We start from the raw sequence: 20,027 nt of genomic DNA, 5'->3' as shown, positions 1-20,027 counted from the left end.
TTTTTCTATATCGTTAGTACCTTGTTATTAGCGTTATTAGCTAATATCTGCCTGGATAAACTGCTCTATTTTGTACTCGAGATTGTAAAGGAATTCATTAGTCGTCCGTAAATGCCACTGACTAAATTCCATCATGGAGGAGTCAAGCTGTGTTACAATCGGCTGCAACCGCCGACTCTGACTACTGTGCAAATAGCGTGAAAGCCTGGCTCTGACACGTTGGAAATCTGCATCACATTGTTGTGCATTCGCCTTCCATTTTTCAGCTACAGCGAGTAGATGCTCCGGCATGACTTGAATCGTACCTGCTGAAGCAGATGTTGCCGCCGTTACCAGCGCTGCCTTTTGGAATTGAGTTAAGGTCTGTCCTAATTGATGTATCCAGCCGTCCACCGTTTCCATTAGGTTAAAGTCAGATGGAATACGCGGAGATTCCGCGATTCGTTCGCCTGTTACAGGATCATATAGCGGGTTGGATACATAGCCATTCTTATCAAACTTATAATGATTGAGTGAGTGATAGGAAGGCCCACCCAACGTGTTGTCCACTCTCTCTTTTAGTCCTAAGCCTTCATTAGCTGTTTGATAATTATTGTCAATATGGTAGGAAGCTCCTACGTGAAGATCGTACCCTCCCCCAATAAAGCTAGCTATCATATCACTGGGATGCAGAAAATTCGTAATTTGATGGTCAAACTCACCATTTTCTGCTTTCTCTCTGTACTCCGGTGTCAGACTGGAAATGACCGAAGGCGCACAGAATGTAACCGCATTTAACCCTGTATAAGCAGCTACATATTGTGCATTCCCTCCTCCCAGCGAATGTCCAGTTAGCGAGAAGTTGTAGTTTTTGTACTTGTTTTGTATATCCTTCGCATAGTCCTCTGCCTGATAGAACTGGTTCGAGCTGCCGAACAAAGCCTTATCTACGCTTTTTTCTTTCTCTCCCATCCAGTTGTTAAACGCCGTGAACCCTAAAGCGCCGTCCATTTTTTTCATTTTTTCATTATATTCATCTGAATGAATATTCAAACTACCGTGAATTTTGCGGTTAATTTCAGGAAGTGCAAGAGTCACATCGTTATACAGATCCTGTGGATCATCCGTTTCCGTCCCACGATAGGCGATAACGGCCTGTTCCGTTTCTTCGTTGTAAAATGTGACAGCGGCAAGTCCCGAATCCTCGCGATCGAGCGTGTCTAACACTTTCCAGCCGGGGAGTTCTTCTGATGGTTCAGCACCTTTTTTCATTTTTTTATAGGCCATTTCAGACATTATTTTATAAGTTTCGTCACTTACTTGAAGTGAACTCATACTATTTACACTCCTCTGATCTAGTGATTTTTCTTTTTATCTTGAAAGCCTGGATAAGTCCCATTTTCAATAAGCACCTTTTTTAGCTCGGGACTTATAGCAAAATTCGAAGTTTCCTGATTTTCATAGTTTACAGAAATCGTAAAATCCTCTTCTGCATGACCTATTACATTGCCACTTATATCTACCTTGTTTGTTACATAAGGAGGAAATTTTTTTGCATATGTGATTTCAACGTCTAGTTCGTATTTTTCCTTCAAATATTGAACAGCCGTAGCTTTCGCCTTACTGATCAGTTCAGCATCTTCGTCTTTATTCACCTTGTGGCATCCTCCCAGTATTAAAATAAGGGCTATCAACACCATCATTCCTTTTAGATATCGGTGACTGATCCTAATCATCCCTTTCATATGCGTAACATCCATTTTATATCCACAAAATCCCTTTTATAAATTGTACCTTTTCTTTCCAAAGACAATCAATACGCCATAAGACATGGGATAGGGTTAAGTCTACGGTATCAAATCGGTGTGGAAACCTTCCGTTCTTAGCTGATAAGTTTTATTTCTCGTATTACATTCCCCACATGTCCATCCTCCTGTCTGTTCTGTTATCATGTAGGAAAACGGAATAACCCAGGAAAGGATTACGAACCATGAGTTTTGAACTTACCCGACGAGCCATCAGACAACTATGCAGTCAAGCCGCTTATGACGACGGGGATGCCTATTACCGGGCCAAAAGAGTGGCCTTTACACAAATAGATCATGATGAAGGTGTATACGAAGCTACGGTCAAAGGAAGCAGCTTTTATGCTGTTGCGGCGATGATCCGATCCAATGGAAGTATCCGAGCAGAATGCACCTGTAGCACATTTCAGAACACCGGTCGATATTGTAAACATATCGCAGCTGTTCTCCTTAACGCCCATGATATACGCCGTGGAAAGAGTCTGTCTGTGCGCTCCTATGCCTCCAGACTTCATCCCGGTACTGCCCCAGATACAGCAGGAAGCCTAGATTCAGACGGGATGTACACATCTACAGATGCTTCATATGATCACACTGCTAGAACAGCACGATCCTCTGACATCACACAAGGCGATCTCCAGCTGACCGACAGTATGTTAAAACTATTTGAACGCAAGCGACCGCTTCGCAGCACGCCTACCCTGCTGGATACTCGTGCGGTCTTGGATTTTCAGTTCGTGATCCGACCTTTTGCCTACGGTTACCAAAAATATATGTTTGGTGTAGAAATGAAGGCTGGTCCCAAACGATTATATATCGTCCAGAAAATTCGTCCGTTTCTGGATAGTATTGACCGTGGGGATAGCTACATGTTCACGAAAAGCTTCTCGTACGAGCCTGAGCTGTACCGCTTCCGACCTGAACATGACGCTATTCTCCAGCAATTATCCCAGGTGTGCCACCATGAGCGTATGATTCGGGAAACCTCAGGTACGTATTCATCTTCAGGTAGTCATATGAGCGGTGAACGAATGCTCCTCATCCCGCCTGCGGCTTGGGAAAAGCTGCTCCCCTTGCTGACAGCAGCACAGGGCGTCTACTTTGAAATTCACGGAAACATGAACGAGGGTATTCCCCAGTCCGACCTGATGCTTCCGCTGCAATTTGAATTTGATGAGGTTGAGGCCGAAACCGAAGGCTACCAGCTAAGCATACAAGGATTGGATGACTTGACCATCATGGAAGACTATGGTGTCGTCATTGCCGATGGCAAGCTTGTCAAACAGAAAGCCGACCCCTTACGGCGTTTGTCCGAGCTAAAACGGATGGTAGAAGTACACCACAGGCGAAAAGTTCAGATCGCGCCAGAGCAGATGGAATCTTTTATGGACAAGGTTGTACCCGGGTTAATGAAGCTCGGACGTGTTCATATGACACGTTCCGTCTCAGATCGGGTCACACAGCAGCCATTGAAGGCCAAGCTGTATCTGGACCGAGTAAGAGACAAGCTGCTGGCAGGGCTGGAGTTCCAATATGGGGATATCATCATCAACCCGCTGGAAACAGATGCACGAACGCCTGGTAACGACCGAATTCTGATACGTGATGGGGAACAGGAGCAACGGATTTTGGAGCTGATGGAGCATAGCTCCTTTGCCAGAACAGACAGCGGATATTTTATGGAAGATGAAGATGCAGAGTATGATTTTTTGTACCATACGGTTCCGCAACTGGAAAAGCTGCTGGACGTCTATGCTACAGGTGCAGTCAAAGCAAAAATAAACAATACTCTGCCTACCCCAAGGATACGCGCGGAGTGGGATGAACGTACAGATTGGCTTGAATTTAAATTTGATATGGAGGGCATACCGGAACCGGAAATTCGCAAACTGCTCAAATCGTTAGAGGAAAAACAGAAATATCACCGTCTGCCGAATGGTGCCTTGCTGCCGCTGGAAACAGAGGAATACAAGGAATTGATTCGATTCATGAATGAAACAGGTATCCGCAAAAGTGATCTGGATGCAGCCCAAATTCGTGTTCCCGTCACGCAAGGACTGTACTTAATTGATCCTCACGATCATGGGAAAAACCTGACTTTGGGTAAAACCTTTCGCCAGCTACTGGAAAATATACGCAACCCAGACCATCTCGACTTTCCAGTTCCAGACATGCTTGCCCCAATCTTAAGAGATTATCAGGTTTACGGCTTTCAATGGCTTAAGACATTGGCGCATTACCGTTTTGGGGGCATTTTGGCAGATGATATGGGGCTGGGTAAAACGCTGCAAAGTATCGCCTTTCTCGTCTCAGTATTGCCGGAAATCCGCAGCCAGCAGCTTCCAGCCATGATCGTGTCCCCTGCATCACTGGTGTACAACTGGCGGAATGAGCTGGAGAAGTTTGCTCCACATATCCGCGTTACTATCGCAGATGGCAGCCCGGAAGAACGCGGCCGGATCATACGGGATGCCGCCAGTTATGACGTCGTCATTACGTCCTACCCGCTGCTACGACGCGATGCAGATGTGTACAGCAAGCCATCGTTTCATACGCTCATTCTGGACGAGGCACAGGCTTTCAAAAATCATGCCACCCAGACGGCACAGGCTGTTAAGGATGTAAAAGCTCGTTACCGTTTTGCCCTGACAGGAACGCCAGTAGAAAATACGTTGGAAGAGCTGTGGTCCATCTTTGACGTTGTATTTCCTGCGTTATTTCCCGGCGGGAAAAGAGCGTTTCACAACCTGCCTCGAAATGTGATTGCCAAGCGGGTTCGTCCTTTTTTGCTGCGCCGTCTCAAGAGTGATGTCCTCAAGGAGCTGCCGGAAAAAATCGAATCCGTGCAGGTATCCCGGCTTCTGCCAGATCAGAAAAAGCTGTATACGACCTATCTGGCCAAGCTCCAGCATGAAACGTTAAAGCATCTCAACGAGGAAGGATTTCAGAAAAATCGGATCAAAATTCTCGCAGGTCTAACCCGGCTTCGTCAGCTCTGCTGTCATCCTGGCTTGTTCATCGAAGGATATACGGGAAGCTCCGCCAAATTTGAACAGCTGTTGGAGATCATTACGGAATGTCTCAGCTCCGGGAAACGGATGCTCATTTTTTCACAGTTCACCACGATGCTTCAAATGATCGGACGCGAGCTTGCTCGAGAAGGAGTGCCCTACTTTTACCTGGATGGGCAGACTCCCGCTATGGAACGAGTCGAACTGTGCAGTCGCTTCAACGAAGGAGAACGCGAGCTGTTCCTGATTTCCCTAAAGGCAGGAGGTACTGGCCTGAACCTCACCGGCGCAGATACAGTCATACTGTATGATCTATGGTGGAATCCCGCTGTAGAGGAGCAGGCTACCAACCGCGCACACCGAATGGGCCAGAAAAAGGTCGTGCAGGTTATTCGTCTCGTCGCCCAAGGTACGGTAGAGGACAAAATGTATGAACTGCAACAAAAAAAGAAAAACATGATCGACCAGGTCATTCAGCCGGGGCAAGAAACCCTTTCGGCACTGACCGAGCTGGAGATTCGCGAACTGCTCATGATCTAGCTAATTCCACATGCACAAAAAGGTCCAATCACGGTAGAAATCTTCCCGTATTGGACCTTTTTGCTTTTAATATGATTGTTTGGATCGAGCAGATTAATCCTGTTTTAATACTCTAGGTTCAATGGGAACCAGGTTAGACTCAATCTGGGTGCGCTGAGTCTCATACCATTCAGGCAGCATCAGCTTGTGCCCCAACTCATTCAATTCCTCATCCACCGTAAATCCGGGCGGATCGGTTGCGATCTCGAATAGAATACCGCCTTGCTCGCGGAAGTATACGGCATTGAAGTATTGGCGATCTACAATGCCACTAGTCCCAAAACCCTGCTGGTGAACCCATTCGTTCCACGCTTGATGCTCCGTATCATCCTGCGCGCGCCAGGCAATATGGTGAACCGTACCGGCACCGCCATTCCCCCACGGGACATCTTTGACCGGAATATCGATCAGGTTGCCCAGATCACCTGTCGTCTGATAGCGGATGTAGCCTGCATTTGCGTCTTCTCCGATGAGAGTCATCCCCAGGACGTTCTCCAACACCCCTTGCGTATGTTTGGAATCCGCACTGTACAGTACCGCCCCGCCAAAGCCCTTGATCGCTTTATCCGTAGGCACACCCCCGGCTGTCCACGTGTTCAACGGGCCACCTTCCCGCTCCACCAACTCCAGATGTAAGCCCTCGTTGTCTCGGAACTGGATGAATGACTCGCCAAAACGATTAGCCTTCGTGAAAGATACCTTCAAGCTGTGCAGACGGTTTTCCCAGTATTCCAAAGCACCGGATGGCACGACATACGTCGTAATCCCAACCTGTCCGCCTCCAATCTTACCCTTGCGTGTACCCGGAGCTGGAAAAAAAGTAATGATTGTTCCCGGGCTGCCCTCTTCATTACCAAAGTACAAATGGTATACTTCTGGAGCATCAAAGTTGATCGTCTTTTTAATCAATCGCAGACCAAGTACGCCTGCGTAAAAATCAACATTGCCCTGCGGGTCGCCTGCAAAGGACGTGATATGGTGAATTCCAGCGGTTTTCAATGACATCTTTATCACTCCTTCATTAACATGTTGATTTATTTACACAAATGATTTACAAATTTCAAAATCCATTGTAGCTGACAAATTGTCCAACCGGCTTGCGGTATCCCCGTGCCCGCTGACCCGATTCGTCCTCTTTACCCAAGGTAATCATCATCACGGGTACAAATTGCTCTGGAATATTCAATACTTCCTGCACCTTCGCCGGATCAAAACCGATCATCGGGCAAGTATCCCAGCCTTTGTCCTTGGCAATCAGCATAAATTGCATAGCCGACAGGCTGGCATTACGGATCGCTTCTTCTCTCTGGAAGACAGGTCCCCGCTCGCGATAAAACTGAGTTACCGATTCCACTGTACTATCATATTCCTGCTTGCTCAGGACACCTAAATTCAGGAATCCTTCGTTGAGGTCAGCTACCTTGGTATAAGCTTCTGTATCCCCCAACACTACAATGGTCGCCGAAGCCGTTAATATTTTATACTGCTTACTTGCCTCATCATGCAGTCTTTGTTTGGTATCCGCATCCTGCACTACGATATAACGCGCATGCTGTAAATTAAAAGCCGATGGAGCAAACTTCACCAACTGAAATATTTCTTCTAGTTCTTTTGCATCTATAGTAACATCAGGAATAAATTTAGAAGCTGATCTTCTCTCTTGAATAATATTCACCAGTTCGCTCATGTTAAGTTCCACTCCTTGATATTATTTTCAAATGAATTATCTTTAAATTAAGAATATATCTATTTGTGATTTCTGTCAAGTAAAACTATAAGTATTTTTGGATACAAAAAAAGGGCTTCACTCAGCCCTTTACAGATCCGTTGCCCGTATTCTCATCGTAATCGCTTCACGTTGCGCTTTGGTTAAGCTCTTGAAGACCAGCTCATACGAATGGTCGATCATGCTGTACAAATCCTCCAGTGGGAAGGTAGCATCAACCTCAATCGTATTCCAATGCTTTTTATTTAAATGATAGCCTGGCTTAATCGCCTTGTTTTGTTCACGCAAATTTACCGCAATGACTGGATCACATTTCAAGGATACATGGCTAATACCATCCTTTTCAGTCAGGAGAGCAAACATCTTGCCCCCTACTTTGAGTACCAGGGGATCAGCACCAAACGGGTAATCCTTAACGGCCTCTTTTTGGCTCAAACCATATGCTACAATTTGCTCAAACACCAGCCTTCTCTCCTCTGTTCCGAGTTATTTGTTCTACGAACCTACCTATTTGCGCCCTATTATATCACCTTCATACGCTACATATACACTAAGTCCGTGCTACATTTAGGGGAACTGTGCTAAAGGTGAACCACTACGGATACCGTCGCACACACTGTTCGGATTGGCTCTATATGGGACAGGATAACTGGTTCGCGAAAAATAATAATGACTACTGTTAGGCGCAATAAGGTAGCGCCTATTTTCCTCTTAATTCACTTCATCCCCCTTTAATCATCCATGTAAAAAAGTGTTTTATTTATATAAGCTTATACGGAAGCGAAAGCTTTTTTAAGCGGCAAAAAATAAATAAAGGAGATTTTTTTCGTGAACTCAAACACTGCTCTTATAAGAAAAGGCGGTGCAAATGTGTCGTCTTCCAAACGTCTCCCGTGGGTCGGGTTGCTGGCTTTAGCCATGGCGGGATTCATCTGCATTCTTACAGAAAGCCTGCCTGCTGGATTACTGCCACAAATTGCACAGGATCTAGGGGTCAGTTCATTAAGATTAGCGGGGCCTTTGCCGATGCTTTCAGACTGCACGCTCGATACTTCCGATCTATGTAAAATTGTAAGCATTACGAATAAACTCAATATAGTCAAAGAGCGTTAACCTGTCAACACGAAAAACGGACGCTGTCCTTGAAGAGACGGCATCCGTGTGAATATAAGAAGCGCTTTAGATCGAAAAGCTCGTTTTCTTCAATTCTTCCGTGCTGAACAGAATATCGTAATCCTTGATGTCTTCCCGCCGAACAAATTGCTCCGCAACTTTCCGAACAGACGCTTCATCGGGTCCATGAATCATGGCGTATAAATTATACGGCCAATCGGGGTGCGTCCGGCGCTTGTAGCAGTGGCTGACTTCCGAATAATCGGCCAGCCTTTTTCCTGCCTCAGGTATATGCTCCTCAGGAAGTACGCAGATGAACAGGCCATTTGCTGAAAATCCCGCTTCCCTATGCTTTAGAACAGCTCCGATTCGTTTGAGTGCTCCTCCTGCCTGCAGTGCCTGCAAGCGCAGAAACACCTCTTCCAAGCTGCAACCTGTCTTATTGGCAATCTCGGTATACGGTTCAGTTGACAACGGAAGATCTCCCTGCAGTTCGCGGATCAGCTGCACATCCGTTATTTCTATTTTACATGGTTCCTGTTTGGAGGTTGCGACTCCATTCAAGTTCGGGCTGGGTGTAATGGCTGATGCATCAGCCGTTTCTTCCATATTCAGAAAGACCTTTAGTTTGAATAATTGCTCGGAGGGAAACTCATATAGCAGCGGCCCTCCCGCCGCTTCACGGATCGTTTCAAGAATAGCCCCCCGTTCTTCCTCGGTCCGGGAAGTCAGCGTGAACCACATATTGAGCCTGCTGCGCCGGCGGTAGTTATGGGTTACGCCTCTATACCTGTTGACGACAGCAGCGGTCTGGTAAAAAAGCTCCTCCCTGACTGCCATCGCATACAAACAGCCTCTAAATCCCAGTCCCGCCGGATTAAACACCCCGCCGATCCGCCGGATGAATCCCTCTTTCTTCAGCCTTTCAAGCCTTTGAAGCACATCTTCCTGGCGTAATTCCAGTTCCTCCGCAATGGCATTCCAAGGGCGTCTGACCAGAGGAAGCCCGATTTGCAGCCGATTCAGCAGCTTCCGGTCGTTCGAATCCAGGTCCACTATTCCCACCTCCCCAGCTTACAGCGCCGCCGATCTTTTGTAACACCACGGCTCTTCGGCCATGAAATTGCCGCCGCTGTAATAGTACGATCTCGCCCGGCAGCCGCCACAAATGCCCACATCGGGGCAGGAGCCGCATTCTCCTTCATATTTCTTGAAGTCCCTTAAATCCCGAAACACCGGATTATCCCGCCATATTTCATCAAAAGGCTGCTCGCGAACATTCCCCACCTTGACCGGCAGGTACGGACAAATATGCACCTCGCCATTCGGCAGCACAGAACAATAGGAGACCCCGGCCAGACAACCGCGCGTGTACCGCATTTCCAGCCCCATGCTCTTGGCAAGCGGCATGAACTGGGGAGCGCATGTCGGTTTGATTTCAAGGGATGTTGACTTCTGTTTGGACAGAACACTGCGCAGAACCGAGTAATACCGTTCCCGCTTCAGCCCGTCTTCTTCGATATGGACGGCCCGTCCGGTCGGGACGAGAAAGAATGGGTGCAGAGAGGACACATGAAGCTCCTCGGCAAGCTGGGCAACCTGCACGAAGTCATCCATATTTCCCTCGGTCAGCGTCATGTTAATCTGCACTCTCAGCCCGGCTTCCCGGGCATAACGAATGCCCTCCAATGCTTGCTGCCAGCCTTCTGGCGCATTCCTGAACCGGTTGTGATACTCAGGCGTGGCGCTGTCTATGCTGATCGCAATGCCCCCCAGCCCTGCTTTTTTCAGCTCCGCAGCTTTGGCGGCGGTCAGAAGCGTGCCGTTGCTGCCAAGTGCGGGACGAAGGCCGATAGACGAGGCATACTCGATCAATTCGCAGAGATCTTCACGGATCAAGGGCTCGCCGCCGCTGAATATGAGAAGCTTGAATCCAGCCTGCTTGATCTGATCAATGAGCCGGATGCCTTCCTCCGTGGTTAGCTGGTCTTCTACAGACGATGTCGGCCCCGAGTCGCGATAGCAGTGTTCGCAGTATAAATTGCATTTCTTGGTCACATTCCAGGAAACGAGCATGCGTATTCAGCCTTCCTTTCCAGTGTTATACGATTCCAATTTCACGGTCATTTAAATAACAGGATGGGTCCTCCGCCCAGAAATCACCGCTTACCGAAGCCCGGGCCCGGAAATTCCCGTTACAGATATCCAGCCAATTGCATTCTCTGCAGCGTCCCTTTAGCAGCGGTTTACGGTCGCGCAGGCCGACCATTAGCGGATGAGCGGCATCACGCCAAATCTCGCTGAATTTCTGCTTGCGGATATTACCGATTTCGATATCTCTCGTGAACTGATCGGGATAGACGTTGCCGTGCCAATCCACGCAGCCGATGGCTATTCCGGAACGGTTGCCGCCGTTTCTCTGAAGCAAGCCAAGCAGTTCAGCTGCGCGCTCCGGGTCGCGCTCCATCATCCGCTGGTATAAGTAAACGCCATCCGCATGGTTATCAACGGTGAGCAATTCCACCGGTTTGCCTTTGCCATGCAGGTCCACCGTTTTAGCCATAATCCGGTCAAGAGCATGCCGGGATTGTTCATGGGTAACATCCTCTTGCTGCAGGGCGCTCCCGCGGCCGGAATAGACGAGATGGTAGAAGCAGGCCCGAGGAATATTTTCCCGCTCGATCAAATCAAGGACACCATCCAAGTCTTCATATGTATGTCTGCTGATCGTGAACCGGACCCCTACCTTCTGGCCGATGACCAAGCAGTTTCGGATACCCTGAAGCGCCTGCTTAAAGGCTCCTTTTCGCCCGCGAAATTCATCATGGCGCTCTTCCAGCCCATCCAGGCTTACACCGACATATTTAACCCCTGCTTCTTTTAGCATCTTCGCTCTGTCCATGGTAATCAATGTGCCATTGGTCGATACTACCGGCCGAAGCCCTTTGCTTGACGCATAAGAAATCAGCTCATAAATATCTTTGCGGATCAGAGGCTCTCCACCGGAAAAAAGCAGTACCGGCACTTGGAAGGCGGCCAGATTATCAATAAATACCTTAGCTTCCTCCGTCGACATTTCATCGGGATCATGGGCAGGACAGGCATTCGCATAACAATGTTTACAGGTTAAGTTGCAAGCCCGTGTCGAATTCCATACGACGACAGGCCCTCTGCCCGCGGAAACGCCATGAGGTTTGTGGCCCGGCTTAATGGTATAACGAAGATCATCGCCTTCTCCCTTCATACCGGTAAGTAGTTTCGTTACATTAATCATTTCCGTTCCCTCATCTCCCTATAATTAGATACCAGTTCTTTTTATCTTAAGATAACTTGTGAGAATAAGGATATGCGCTATTATCTTGCTCTCGCGCCGCATTAATGCTTGGGTCTGCAATAAGAAGAAACGTCTGACGGCGTCTTATTAGAGCTTATGCTTCCGAAGTAGCGATATGAGTATCGCTTTTAGGTACGTTTACCCGTAATGCTGCGGGTATCAAAAAGGTCGTGGCCGAAATGATTTTTTCTTACAGCTGAAAAAGTGCTAGCAGGTTTCACGGTTACACACAGCCATGACATTCAGCGTGAAATTTGGCAAAAGTATATATTTGTTGCCAGCATGAGCGGAACACTTCTGGCATTGGCTAATCGTAATATGTCATATCCGATACTTGAAACGGTGTATGCCCGATTAAAGGTCTATGAGCGTTTGCTGGACACAACTACTATTAGATAACTGGTGAATTCCTGCCGTTGAATATGTAGTAGGTGGCCATTCAAATAAGCAGATCCTTCTATGATGAAGGATCTGCTTTGGATTTTCCTATACCTGTCCTCTGCATGCTTGCTCAAGCCCTTGAAGTAATGCCTCCATTTCCTGTCTAGTTTCAGCGTTTGTAATGATGCCTTCTGAGTTCAGCTTTAATGTGATATGCGGAATAATGACCTTTCCATTCTCCACAATCTCTGCATTGATCATTTGCAATGTGAGCAGCAGCGAGGCATGCGCCAGATGGCCGCCCATAGGAGACGGTGACGCGCTAATGACCGCTGTTGGTTTATTTACAAATTCACCTGAAGATACGAGCCAATCCAAGGCATTTTTCAAAGCACCCGGCACCCCATTTCCATATTCCGGTGTACAGATCAGCACTCCATCCACTTGTTTCAATTGTTCCCGTAGCCCTCTTACGGAAGCTGGCCCCTCATCTACATCCAAGTCAGGGTTAAAATGCGGGAGATCTTCCAACCCATCATAGACTGTGAACATCATATTTTCAGAAGCCAGCCCCATAGTAGCCTTCATAAGTGCTGTATTGGAGGACTTTTGACGAAGGCTACCCGATATAGCCAATACCTTAATTTTCTGTTCCAACCGTATCATCTCATTTCTCCGAACTTGATCTGATCTTGCATATTCAGTGTACTATAGCTAACAAGAGAATTAAAAAGTGGATGAGCGTCAGCGATTTTTCCTGTGAACAAAAGGGCAATAAAAAAATGCCTGCGGTTTCGCAGGCATTTGTGATATATCAATAGTCACTATACTAGGGCGGAATCTGTATTGCTGAATCAAGTATCCTTCTCTTGCTTGCGTTTTATCCCAATCAGATCAAGGAAGAAAACAAACAACGGAATACCTACAATCAAGCCCCAAATTCCAATCAGATGCTCAGAGAAAATAAGTACGACAAAGGTAAAGAAAATCGGTAAATTCGTTTTGGATGACATCAGCTTCGGATTTAAGAAATAGGCCTCAATCGCATGAATCACCACGATCAATATAACCAGATAAATTACATATTGAATGCCACCGACACTGAAAGCGATCAGGCCGAGCGGTGCCAGTGAGATAAACACACCTGCCACCGGAACCAATCCCAGTACGAAAATGATGAGCGCAAGACCGAGCAGATTAGGGAAGCCCATAATCCAGAGCGCAATCGTGGTCAATATACAGTTAATAAGTGAAATCAGCAGTTGAGCCTCCAATACCTTCCCGAACGTACCCAGAAACATACGGCCAAAATGACCCACTTCCTTGAAAAACCAGCCCAGCTTGCTATCTACAAACGTAGCTGTAAAGCGTGTAATATAGGATTTTTCCATCAGGAAGAACAAGCTCAAAATAATTGACACCAGAAGCTGTGTTCCCAATTGACTGACCTTCATTACTGCACTCAGGCCAGGCTCAAATAGCCGCTGAACATTCAGTGTGTCCATAAATTCGATAATCGTTTCGTTCCATTGATTACGATCAGGATACATATACGCTTGCTGAATCATGAGATACACCTGCTTGACCTGTACAATGATTAGCGGCACCATTCGGTAAACGCCCCACACCATAATCAGGATCAGCAGACCATACACCAGTAGCAGTACGACCATTGACGGTACATTGACAAACCGCTTGACCAGCTTATTCACTCCGTTATATATACTGCCAATCAAGATCGTAAGCAGCAGTGTTAACAACATAATATTCATCATGCTTCTTAACATAAACAACAGCAAAACGATTATCGCAAGGACGGCTATCCGCCTGACGCCCGCATGATTCATCCAGTTTCTTACCATTCGTCTTTATTCCCTCTCTCCCACTTGACTGTCACCCTTTGCAATCTTTCCCGGCATTAACTTTCTCTTTTTAACAATTTACTGTTAGCGATCAATAGAGAACCTACCATGACTAGAATAGCAATGGACCACCAGAATGTATTTTTAGCATCATCATGGTCCACAATAATGAGCCTGATGACGGCCGTAATCCCAATATAGATGAAATAACGTAATGGAAAATGAAAATTGGTTTTAAAGTACTTAACTATTAATGCTATGAATTCAAAATACAAGAAAAATACAAGCAGCTCTTCCGTGAATTCATAGTAATTTTTGTCGGCCTCTGTGTACAAAAAAACATAAGAAAAAATGGACCATGTTTCTTTTAGAAGTAAGAAGCTTAAAATCAGCCCGACCAGAAATAGCGAGATATTTAAGATCATTTGCAGAAAACCAGGTAACTTCTCAATATACTTCATTAATGCATTCAATACAGATCCCCTCACTGGTTGTACAATATCATCTTTATTTATATTATCGGTGGTATACGTGAAAAATGCTACATTACTTTTGGGGTCACCTTAATGAAAGTTTATATTCGCCCCTGCAATATAACCAATGGAGATAAAAATAAGCGTCCATATCAGAGAACCTGCGCTTGCCACCAGCATATATTTTCGGACAGGCATCGCACTAAGCCCTGACAAATAGCTTGTTGCATGTCTGACTCCTGGGATAAAATAACCAAACAAAATGGTCCACAACCCAAAGCGCGCAAACCACCCCTTAACTCTTGCAAATCGCTTCGGTGTCAATCCAACCCACTTGCCGTGCTTATCCACCAAGGGCTGGCCCAGCTTTTTGCCTAGCGTGTAGCTGATCATCATCCCTGTCATTGCACCGATGAAGCTGACTAAGATAGACACCGAATAATTCAGTACCATAATAGAAGATAAATAGCCGACAAACACCATAATAATTTCATCTGGAACCGGTAGGCCAATAATCCCAAGAGCAAGAAGAGCAAAAATAGCGATATATCCGTATTGTGTAATCATGCTGATGGCCCATTCCATAGGAGCGCCACCTCCTGACCGATTATTTTTTGAAGGACGGGAAGGGAATACGGCTAACCATCAGGAACGACAGCACTACCATTAACGCAAGCAACAACCCCGGCTTCAAATGCTCACTCCATAAAAACATAAAGGACAAAATCACTCCCGCCGCCGTAATCGGCATACCCACAAAGCCTTTACTAAAAGCCATTAGGTTGAATCTTGCCAATCTTACCGCACCACATATGACAAACAAAACAGCCACAAGTGGTCCTACCCAATGGGTATCTCCCAGCTTGTATAACAAGATCAAGAAAGCAGGGGCAACCCCAAATGAGACCACATCCGCCAGCGAATCGAGCTGTTTGCCAAAATCACTGGAACAATGCAGCAGCCTTGCCAGTAAACCGTCTAATACATCCCACAAAGCAGCCACCACCACGAGAATAAAGGCGGTCATGTATTGCTCATGAATCGTGAAATACAGGGATAAGACCCCTGCCCCCAGGTTTGCAATCGTGCATAGTGAGGGCAACCAATTCCATTTCATACTCTTAACTCCTTTGCCATAGCTTAGCCTCCGAATATAACAACAAAACGGACGCCGTCCTTGGTATTCTCCACCTTAAAGTGGAATTCGTGCAAATCCAAAATTCGTTTGACGATCGACAGCCCGAGCCCTGTCCCACCTGTCTGGCGGCTTCGGGACAGCTCAGCCCGGTAAAAGCGATCCCATATCTGCTCCAGTTGATCATCAGGAATGGTCTCACCTTTATTTTCAATGGAAAAGGAACTGATTTCCCCATCACCTTCGATACGAATCGTGATTGAGCTTCCTTCCTCAGCATGTCGTATGGCATTGACAACAAAGTTGATAATCACCTGTTCCATCCATCCTACATCGGCATGGATCGGCATCTCATTGGCGGGGATAATGACTACTTCCAGCTTTTTCTCCTTCAACAAATGGAATAGCTTGTCCACGACCTCCTCCACCAGCTCACTCAAGATAAAGGTCATCTTGCGAAGCTTGAGAGTACCCGATTCCAATTTGGCGAGGTCCAGCATATCTTTGACCAATCGCTCCATTTTGTCCGCTTCCTCTACAATGACTTTCATATAATGATCCTGCTTCCCGGCGCTAACCCCATCTTGTAATCCTTCTGCGAAGCCTTTAATGATACTCAGCGGAGTTTTCAGTTCATGAGAAGCGTTGGCAAAAAAGTCTTGTTGCACAGCCTCCATCCTCTGCTTCTGTTCCATATCCTCCACTAATTGCTGATTGGCCTCCTGAAGCTCGCGCAAAGCGGTGTCCAGGTTCTGGGACAGGGTATACATGCTGTAGGACAAGCTGCCCAGTTCATCATTCTGCCGGATTGGTGTATGGGCTGTAAAATCGAGCTTAGCCATCCGCTTGGCGGTATTATTCAAAGCAATGAGCGGGCGGGTCACCATCCGAGAATAGAACAGAGACAAAATTAGAATGAGTGCAAATCCTCCGATCCCTAAGTACAGATAAAACCAGCGCAAAGCCTCATTCGTCTCACTGATTTCCTGCAACGATGTCACAGTGAACAGGAGGTCGATCTCGCCTGTGCTCTGACGAACAGGATGGACTATAACTGCATTGCGTACCCCTGTCCAAGGTTCCGTCCAATCTTCCTCCAACACTTCGAAATTCTTAAGCTTCTCCAGATGCGACTGTGATAAAGGGAACCATTCCTCCAGCGCACTAAACAGTAAACCTTGTCGCTGACTCCATGTTTTCAGATCCGGCAGTACAATCTCTGTCACCGTACCGGAAAACCTTACACTGCCACCTGTGCTTGCCTCTTCCAAAGTTGATCCTATACTTTTGAAGCCAAGCTTCTGTATGCCGGTTGGATAAATTAAATTGGCGGAGGATATGCCTTCCGTTCCCAATCCCTCACCTTCAACCGTTACCGTATCGCCAGGCTGAAGCCGGGCAGCTCTCAGCTCATCTCCATACTCACTCATAAACAGAGACAGCGATATTTTAACGATTTTACCATCTGCTTTTCTTACATTGATATGAAACGCATCATCCAGCTTTACTTTGCCGTCCAGCGTTACAATCGCCAACTGGTTTTTATTCTGAAGCATAAAACGAGCTGCCTCACGCGAAACCCTGCCCGATCCCCAAGCCTCCTGGACATAACTTTGACCGAAGCTATGCAAACGACTTTCCACACGCCCAATCTTCTGTTTCTGATAAAAATTTTCAAAAAACAACAATTGACTTAAAATCACCATACCGTAAAAACACAGGAAAAACACAACCGTCATAATGAACAACTTAAAGGTAACTCCCCGTTTGTTCATTCTTCCTCCTCAAACCTGTAGCCAGTACCAAAAATAGTGCGGATATGGCGTGATTCACGGCCCAGCTTACTTCTCAGCTTTTTGATATGCGTATCGACAACTCGTGTATCTCCTTCAAAGTCGATGCCCCACACTCGGTTCAGTATCGCATCCCGTGAAATAACGATGCCTTTATTATGTATAAGCAGCCGCAGCAGCTCATACTCCTTGGGCGTCAGCTCGACTTCTGCCTGATCCACCTCAAGCCGATGAGCCATCGTGTTGAGAATGGCACTACCGAACCGCAAGATATGCGACTCTGGCTGCACATGTCCTTCCACCCGTTTCATCAGCGCGTTGGCGCGGGCGATCAGCACCTTGGGGCTGAAAGGTTTGGTCACGTAATCATCGGCTCCCAGTTCAAAGCCTAATATTTTATCATCATCACCGGATTTGGCTGTCAACAAAATGATCGGCACACCTGAACGGCTGCGCACCTGGCGGCACACCTCCCAACCATCCAGTTCCGGCATCATAATATCGAGTATAATCAGGTCAGGCTGCACCGAATCAAACCAGATAAGTGCATCTTTTCCATTGCCTGCTTCATAGACTTCCCAATTATTTTGTTTAAAATAATCCGCAATCACTTCACGAATACGTATTTCATCCTCGACAAGAAGAACTCTTTTCTTCAATCGACTTCCCTCTTTCGGTCATTCTAGGACACCAGTATATCAAAGACATGTGTTCTTTATGTGTTCTTTATGTGTTCTTGACACTTCTTATCAGCAAAAGTTCTCATCCGCAAATTTCACCTTGGATTAGGGCAAATTTGTCATCGCTCAGACCATCTCTTCCTCTAAGATCCTACCCTATAATAAGTTGAGATACAAAAAGCCTGACAGGAGGGTAACACATGAGCAATCAAACCATTCAGTGGTTTTCCACTTCCAAAGCTAAAGCTTGGCAATCCCAAGCTCACCATTTGACCGATACCCAAGAGAGTGCCAACCTAATCCTTACAGGAGAAACATATCAGCTTGTAGAAGGCTTTGGTGGCTGTTTTAATGAATTAGGTTATGTGGCCCTGAATCATTTGGAAAAGGACGACCGAGATCGGGTGCTTCATTCTCTCTTTCACCCAGAGGGCGAGCACAAATTCACGATATGCCGACTTCCTATTGGAGCGAGTGACTACGCGCTGGAATGGTATAGCCACAATGAAACAGACGGCGACGTGGAGATGAAGCATTTTTCCATCGAGCGCGATCAGCAGTATCTCATTCCTTTTATTCGAGAAGCGTTACAACTCAATCCGGACTTAAAGTTGTTCGCTTCACCCTGGAGTCCGCCGACATGGATGAAATCACCGAAAGCCTACAATTACGGCACGCTGCGCTGGGAAAAGGATATTTTGAAAGCGTATGCATTGTACTTTGTCAAATTTGTTCAGGCTTACCGGGAGGCAGGGATTACGATCCATCAGATTCATGTTCAAAATGAAGTCATTGCCGATCAGAAGTTTCCTTCCTGTGTATGGACCGGAGAGCAACTGCGTGAATTTATTCGCGACTATTTGGGTCCTGCTTTTGAGGAACACGGACTGGATACGGAAATTTGGCTGGGCACCATTAACGCACCCGATCCGTGGGAGGAATTAATGAAAAAGACTTCGACCGGATTCGATGAGTATGCCCATACCGTGTTAAGTGACCCCCAGGCCTACAAATATATTAAAGGTGTAGGCTACCAGTGGGCAGGCAAAAATGCCATTCAGCGCACCGTTGCCAGTTATCCTGAGCTTCGTTACATGCAAACCGAAAATGAATGCGGTAACGGAGAGAACTCATGGGACTACGCCAAATATGTATATAATCTGTACCAGCACTACTTCACCAATGGTGTGAATGCTTATATTTACTGGAATATGGTTTTGGAACCGAAAGGCAAGAGCACATGGGGCTGGGAGCAAAATTCGATGATTACCGTTGATCCAACGGATCGAAAACCTGTCCTGAATCCAGAGTATTATGTTATGAAGCATTTTTCTCATTTTGTATTACCGGGTGCCCGACGCATCGGACTTCGTGGCTCATGGACTGGAAATGCAGTTGCTTTTCAAAATACAGACGGGCAAAGAGTGCTAGTCATCGCCAATCCGTTCAAGGAATCACGTGTACTGAATCTGTCTCTCGGAAAAACAACACACCGCTTGGAGCTGGAGCCAGAGTCCTTTAATACGATCGTGATTCCTTCTTAACGCCGCAGGTTTCTGGAATTATGCATATATTAGGAATATTACGTTCCTGTTTTCCGGTCCTGCGTAATCATCATGCTTCACTGTCCAGTCGATCTGTATCCATATACGTATGCATAGTTTCCAAAATGGATGTATATCCTTTTGCGTATAGTAACTATAAATAGTATACTTGGAATAACTATGGACAGGAGGTCGATGAATATCACTACTGTAAAAGACCGGATTGATTTGAAGCTGATTAATTGTGATAAGGAATTGACTCTCGCGGTCATCGGTGGAAAATGGAAGCTGATTATTTTGTGGCATCTCGGTATGGAAGGCACCAAGCGGTTTGGTGAATTGAAGAAGCTGATTCCCCATATTACGCAAAAAATGCTGACTAACCAATTGCGCGAGCTGGAAGAAGATAAACTCATTCTACGTAAAGTCTATCCTGTCGTCCCTCCGCATGTGGAATATTCACTGACAGAGCATGGCGAAAGCCTGATTCCGGTACTGAGAGCAATGTACGATTGGGGATCAAACTATCGCGAGAACGTGATTTGGAAAGAAGAAGAAGCGGTTCAAGACGTCACACCCGTGTGACCAGCAAACAAGCATTTTGCGAAATGC

At 46.4% G+C, this 20,027-nt stretch carries 18 protein-coding genes and 1 pseudogene; 4 read left to right on the top strand and 15 right to left on the bottom strand.

Going from position 1 to position 20,027, the window contains the following annotated elements:
- Window positions 1-36: 36 nt before the first annotated feature.
- Window positions 37-1,314 (bottom strand): hypothetical protein, encoded by a 1,278-nt coding sequence (locus NSQ57_RS03410; RefSeq protein WP_342425626.1) that lies wholly within the window; start codon window positions 1,312-1,314, stop codon window positions 37-39.
- 20 nt (window positions 1,315-1,334) lie between these two features.
- Window positions 1,335-1,634: a hypothetical protein gene (locus NSQ57_RS03405; RefSeq protein ID WP_029515853.1), complete on the bottom strand. Its 300-nt coding sequence runs from the start codon at window positions 1,632-1,634 to the stop codon at window positions 1,335-1,337.
- Window positions 1,635-1,969: 335 nt separating this feature from the next.
- On the opposite strand from NSQ57_RS03405, the gene NSQ57_RS03400 reads away from it, so the two are divergent.
- Window positions 1,970-5,335 (top strand): SNF2 helicase associated domain-containing protein, encoded by a 3,366-nt coding sequence (locus NSQ57_RS03400; protein ID WP_342425625.1) that lies wholly within the window; start codon window positions 1,970-1,972, stop codon window positions 5,333-5,335.
- A gap of 93 nt (window positions 5,336-5,428) precedes the next feature.
- Here NSQ57_RS03400 and NSQ57_RS03395 read toward each other — a convergent pair whose 3' ends face one another.
- The 3 genes from NSQ57_RS03395 to NSQ57_RS03385 form a co-directional block, all read right to left on the bottom strand.
- Complete coding sequence (locus tag NSQ57_RS03395; RefSeq protein ID WP_342425624.1) at window positions 5,429-6,379, bottom strand: ring-cleaving dioxygenase; 951 nt, start codon at window positions 6,377-6,379, stop codon at window positions 5,429-5,431.
- Between the two features lie 55 nt (window positions 6,380-6,434).
- A complete protein-coding gene (locus NSQ57_RS03390) occupies window positions 6,435-7,061 on the bottom strand; it encodes a nitroreductase family protein (protein WP_029515856.1) in 627 nt (208 codons plus the stop codon).
- A 129-nt stretch (window positions 7,062-7,190) separates the two neighbouring features.
- Window positions 7,191-7,562 (bottom strand): MmcQ/YjbR family DNA-binding protein, encoded by a 372-nt coding sequence (locus NSQ57_RS03385; RefSeq protein ID WP_029515857.1) that lies wholly within the window; start codon window positions 7,560-7,562, stop codon window positions 7,191-7,193.
- A gap of 366 nt (window positions 7,563-7,928) precedes the next feature.
- On the opposite strand from NSQ57_RS03385, the pseudogene NSQ57_RS03380 reads away from it, so the two are divergent.
- Window positions 7,929-8,099 (top strand): annotated as a pseudogene (locus NSQ57_RS03380) (MFS transporter); the annotation flags it as partial.
- A gap of 180 nt (window positions 8,100-8,279) precedes the next feature.
- Here the strand turns inward: NSQ57_RS03380 and NSQ57_RS03375 are convergent.
- The 10 genes from NSQ57_RS03375 to NSQ57_RS03330 form a co-directional block, all read right to left on the bottom strand.
- Window positions 8,280-9,269: an AsnC family transcriptional regulator gene (locus tag NSQ57_RS03375; RefSeq protein ID WP_029515859.1), complete on the bottom strand. Its 990-nt coding sequence runs from the start codon at window positions 9,267-9,269 to the stop codon at window positions 8,280-8,282.
- An 18-nt stretch (window positions 9,270-9,287) separates the two neighbouring features.
- A complete protein-coding gene (locus tag NSQ57_RS03370; RefSeq protein ID WP_165148288.1) occupies window positions 9,288-10,289 on the bottom strand; it encodes a radical SAM protein in 1,002 nt (333 codons plus the stop codon).
- 25 nt (window positions 10,290-10,314) lie between these two features.
- Entirely contained in the window at window positions 10,315-11,487 is a 1,173-nt protein-coding gene (locus NSQ57_RS03365) for a radical SAM protein (protein ID WP_165148285.1), read from the bottom strand.
- A 546-nt stretch (window positions 11,488-12,033) separates the two neighbouring features.
- A complete protein-coding gene (locus NSQ57_RS03360) occupies window positions 12,034-12,594 on the bottom strand; it encodes an NADPH-dependent FMN reductase (protein WP_029515862.1) in 561 nt (186 codons plus the stop codon).
- 188 nt (window positions 12,595-12,782) lie between these two features.
- On the bottom strand, window positions 12,783-13,790 hold the full coding sequence (locus NSQ57_RS03355) for an AI-2E family transporter (RefSeq protein ID WP_029515863.1): 1,008 nt from the start codon (window positions 13,788-13,790) through the stop codon (window positions 12,783-12,785).
- A 56-nt stretch (window positions 13,791-13,846) separates the two neighbouring features.
- Window positions 13,847-14,263 carry a phosphate-starvation-inducible protein PsiE gene (psiE, locus tag NSQ57_RS03350; protein WP_029515864.1) on the bottom strand — a complete coding sequence of 139 codons (417 nt, stop codon included), beginning with the start codon at window positions 14,261-14,263 and terminating at the stop codon, window positions 13,847-13,849.
- Window positions 14,264-14,353: 90 nt separating this feature from the next.
- Window positions 14,354-14,848 carry a DedA family protein gene (locus NSQ57_RS03345; RefSeq protein ID WP_029515865.1) on the bottom strand — a complete coding sequence of 165 codons (495 nt, stop codon included), beginning with the start codon at window positions 14,846-14,848 and terminating at the stop codon, window positions 14,354-14,356.
- Window positions 14,849-14,870: 22 nt separating this feature from the next.
- A complete protein-coding gene (pssA, locus tag NSQ57_RS03340) occupies window positions 14,871-15,380 on the bottom strand; it encodes a CDP-diacylglycerol--serine O-phosphatidyltransferase (protein ID WP_029515866.1) in 510 nt (169 codons plus the stop codon).
- Window positions 15,381-15,403: 23 nt separating this feature from the next.
- The gene (locus tag NSQ57_RS03335; RefSeq protein WP_165148282.1) at window positions 15,404-17,173 is read right to left on the bottom strand and encodes a HAMP domain-containing sensor histidine kinase; all 1,770 of its coding nucleotides are present in this window, start codon (window positions 17,171-17,173) and stop codon (window positions 15,404-15,406) included.
- Window positions 17,170-17,850, bottom strand: a complete 681-nt coding sequence (locus tag NSQ57_RS03330) for a response regulator transcription factor (RefSeq protein WP_029515868.1) — start codon at window positions 17,848-17,850, stop codon at window positions 17,170-17,172. Before NSQ57_RS03330 ends, NSQ57_RS03335 begins: the two co-directional genes overlap by 4 nt.
- 221 nt (window positions 17,851-18,071) lie before the next feature.
- Here NSQ57_RS03330 and NSQ57_RS03325 point away from each other — a divergent pair, with 221 nt between their 5' ends.
- Entirely contained in the window at window positions 18,072-19,415 is a 1,344-nt protein-coding gene (locus NSQ57_RS03325) for a glycoside hydrolase family 30 protein (protein WP_341038679.1), read from the top strand.
- 195 nt (window positions 19,416-19,610) lie between these two features.
- A complete protein-coding gene (locus NSQ57_RS03320) occupies window positions 19,611-20,000 on the top strand; it encodes a winged helix-turn-helix transcriptional regulator (RefSeq protein WP_029515870.1) in 390 nt (129 codons plus the stop codon).
- Window positions 20,001-20,027 lie beyond the last annotated feature (27 nt).

It is taken from the genome of Paenibacillus sp. FSL L8-0502, assembly GCF_038593055.1.
Lineage (GTDB): Bacteria > Bacillota > Bacilli > Paenibacillales > Paenibacillaceae > Paenibacillus > Paenibacillus polymyxa_D.
The sequence above is the reverse complement of the archived record's forward strand: the minus strand, read 5'-3'. Positions and strand labels throughout refer to the sequence as shown.